Source organism: Candidatus Frankia nodulisporulans (assembly GCF_902806475.1).
Lineage (GTDB): Bacteria > Actinomycetota > Actinomycetes > Frankiales > Frankiaceae > Frankia > Frankia umida.
In genome coordinates this window covers 1-3507 of the sequence record NZ_CADCWS010000348.1, presented here as the reverse complement: position 1 = coordinate 3507, position 3507 = coordinate 1, and the positions used below count along the sequence as shown (strand labels likewise).

Below are 3507 nucleotides of genomic sequence, written 5' to 3'. Positions count from 1 at the left end.
CAGCCGCGCCAGGTAGGCGTTGTAGGCGTCCAGCTCGACGTCGACGTCACCGGCGGCGGCGATGCGCCGTTCGCGGTTGCGGTTGCGCCGGTCGTCGGTGCGGGCCCACTGGGCGACGAGCACCAGCAGCACGGTGAAGGTCGGCAGCTCCCCGAACGACCAGGCGATCCCGCCGGCGGTGTGCTGGTCGCTGAGCGGGCTGGACCCCCACGGCCGGACCAGCCGGTCGTACCAGCCCGAGCCCAGCAGGTTGGACGTCCCCATGATGGTCAGGCCGAGGAAGGTGTGGAACGGCACGATCGCGATCAGCATGAGGATGCGGCCCGGGTGCGGCAGCCGGCGCGGCAACGGGTCGATGCCGATGATCAGCTCGAAGAACAGCAGGCCGACCGCGAGGAAGTGCACGTTCATGTAGAGGTGGCCGAGATGGTTGCTCATGAGCGTGGACAGCAGCGACGTCAGGTACAGCACGTACAGACCGCTGACGAAGTTGATGCTGACCACCACCGGATGCGTCAGGAACCGCACCGGCCACGAGTGCAGTCCGGCGACCAGCCATTCCCGCGGCCCACTGCGATGCGGGGCCTTGGCCGGGCGCAGCGCGCGCAGCGCCAACGTCACCGGCGCACCGAGGACGAGCGGGATCGGCGCCAGCATGTTCAGCAGCATGTGCTGGGTCATGTGCACGCTGAGCAGCACCGGGCCGTAGCGTCCGAGTCCGCTGGAGGTCGCGGCGACCACGACGAACAGGCCGACGAACCAGGCGATGGTGCGTCCGATCGGCCAGCGGTCACCGCGGGCCCGCAGGCGCAGCAGGGCCGCCAGATACGTCCCCGCGCCGAGCAGGGAGCCGATGAGGAACACCCAGTCGATACGCCAGTCCAGCGCGAGGCGCCAGGCCGTCACCGCCGGTGGCATCGGATAGCCGAGCAGCGCCCGGTTCGGATCGTTCGGCACGAACGCGTCGTCGACCGGGGGAGCGGTACGGGACAGTCCCACCGCGAGCCCGAACGTCGCCACGAGCACGATCAGCTCGACCCCCGCGAGCCGCAGGAACCGCCCGAGGACCGCCGTCCGTCCCACATCGACACCGCCACTGGACACGGTGGTCGAGGCCGACGCGCTGGTTGAGGCCGACGCGCTGGTCGAGGTGGACGCGGTGGTCGAGGTGGTCGAAGTCGGCGAGGTGGTCGCGGTGGACGCGATGAGCCGGTTGACGACTCGGCGTCGCAGCACGGCACCGAGGATGACCGCCGCGATGAGCCCGGCCGTCTTGAGCAGGACGAGGACGCCGTAACGGGTCTGCCACAACGGTTCGACGCCGCCGAGGCGTAGCGCCGCGCTGCCGATGCCGGTGAGCGCGGTCGCGGCGGCGGCGAGGGTGGCCACGACGCCGTATCGCCGCAGCGCCGGGCCGAAGGAGGCGAGCGGAAGCCGGGCGACCGAGAGCAGTCCCAGCAGGCCACCGACCCAGCTGGTCGCGGCGAGCACATGCACGGTGAGCGCCACGACCGCCACCGCGTGATCACCGGAACTCGCCGCATGCCCGGTCAGGATCGGCGGCAGCAGCGCCGCCCCCGCGACGATCAGCAGCGCGCCGGCGGCGGTGGTCGTGGTCACGGTCCGGGCGATGATCGCGAGGACGAGGGCGAGCGCCGCGACGATGAGCAGCGCGCGTCCCTGCCCGGTGGACGTGACGAACAGGCGCAGCGCGTGCCGGTCCAGCACGTCACCGGCGGGTCGGGCGGAGACCTCGGAGAGGGTGAAGACCAGCTCGGCGAGGGTCGCCACGAGCCACACCGCCGCCGCGTTGGCCGCCTGCCGGCCACACCGACGGGCCGTCGCGGTCAGGGTCTTCGGCGCCGCGCCGCGGGCGGAGGGCAGCAGGGTCGCGGCGGTCAGCAGCCAGCCCAGTGTGGCCACCGCGGCGATCCGCCCGACCAGCTGGGACATCGGCAGCGCCCAGTTCGTCCCCGTGCCCGACGACGGCAGCCCGGGCAGCCGCAGCGGCCCCGGCCCGGTCCAGACCACCAGCGCCAGCACACCGAGCCCTGCCAGCCCCGCGGCCACCGCGATCGGTGGCATCCGCCCGGCCGTCCCCCGTCGAGGGGAATCCTCGGACGGGGCCGAGCCCGCCCGAACACTCGCCGGTTCGGCCGAGCCCGCCGATTTGGCCGAGCCTGCCGGTTCGGCCGAGCCTGCCGGGACACCCGTGGGGTCGGGTGGGGGAGCGCTGTCGCCGGCCGCGTCCGAAGGCGTGCCCGGTGCGGGGGGGAGGTCCATGATCAGTGTTCTCCCGGCCGGCGTCGACGTCGGACGAAGTACAGCGCGCCCCCGACCACCGCGACCGCGAGCACGCCCAGACCGGCGATGCCCCACCCCCCGATGCCGCCCCCGTCGTCAGGGTCGTCGGCGGTGGTAGCCGGGGTCGGGACAGCACTGGCGGACGCGTCGGTCGCCGTGGCCGTCGGCGAGACAGTGACGGTGGAGGCGCCCGGCGAGGTGGTGGTGGGCGGGGTGGCGTCCGGCGGGGTGGTGGGGGTCGGTGTGGCGGCCTGCGTGACAGTGAAGGTGAAGGTACCCCCGATGGGATGACCATCGGCGGACACCGCCTGATAGGAGACGGTATACACACCGTTACTCGTCGCCGTCAGCGGCTGGTGAACGGTACCGCCCTGCACCCGTAGTGCCCCGTCCGTGTGGGGAGCACCGTCGGGCCCGGTGACGGCCACCCGGGTGTAGCGGGACGAGATCGACTCGCTGAAGGTGAGGGTGACCTCGGTCGGCGGGTCCGCCACGGTGGCGTCCGCGGCCGGGGAGGTCGACACCAGTCGTGAGTGGGCCGAAGCCGGTGCGGCCAGCCCGATCACCAGCGCCGGCAGCGCCACGAGCAGGCAGGCCACCACGCGCCCGATCGGCGCCCGCGCCCGCTCGCGGTGACGGCTACCAGCCCGGACCTGCCCCTGTCGTCGCACCCCCGAGATTCTACGCCCGGTAGAAAGTCCATCCTGCTCCCTGCCGGGCGGTGCCGACGCGGCAGCAAGGACCACACGTCATCACCCTCTGCGTCCCACCCATCACCCGCACACCCAGCAACCCACCCCCGCCACCACCACGTCCCGCAACTGCCCCCAAAGCAAGATCCGCCTACGCGGGTCGCCATGGGGGGCAAATCGGACACGAACGCCCCCACAGCGACCCCTGTGCACCCTGCACACCCGTGACCCCCGGAAGCAGCGTCACGGATCGTGGCCATGGTCGATGGACGGCACCGCGTCGCGGTTCACCGCAACGCGCCCGACCTATGATCGTCGGCCCCTGACCGGCGGAGGTGTCCGGCGCGTGCGCCGGACAGTGGTTTCGCGGCCGATCCGGCGTGTACCGCGAACGGCGATCTGCATCGAGCAGGAGCTTCACCTTCCGTCCGGCTGCCACTGCTGGATGCCGTCCTGTACGCCGACGGTGCGGGTTTTCGTGTCACCCGTGGGCCCAATGGCCGTAGGTTAA

At 72.4% G+C, this 3507-nt stretch carries 2 protein-coding genes; both read right to left on the bottom strand.

Going from position 1 to position 3507, the window contains the following annotated elements; all coding sequences use genetic code 11:
* The coding region (locus G6R24_RS19450; RefSeq protein WP_225438764.1) for a bifunctional copper resistance protein CopD/cytochrome c oxidase assembly protein at window positions 1-2085 on the bottom strand (2085 nt) is incomplete at its 3' end.
* Window positions 2086-2285: 200 nt separating this feature from the next.
* Window positions 2286-2975 carry a copper resistance CopC family protein gene (locus G6R24_RS19445; protein ID WP_163550612.1) on the bottom strand — a complete coding sequence of 230 codons (690 nt, stop codon included), beginning with the start codon at window positions 2973-2975 and terminating at the stop codon, window positions 2286-2288.
* Window positions 2976-3507 lie beyond the last annotated feature (532 nt).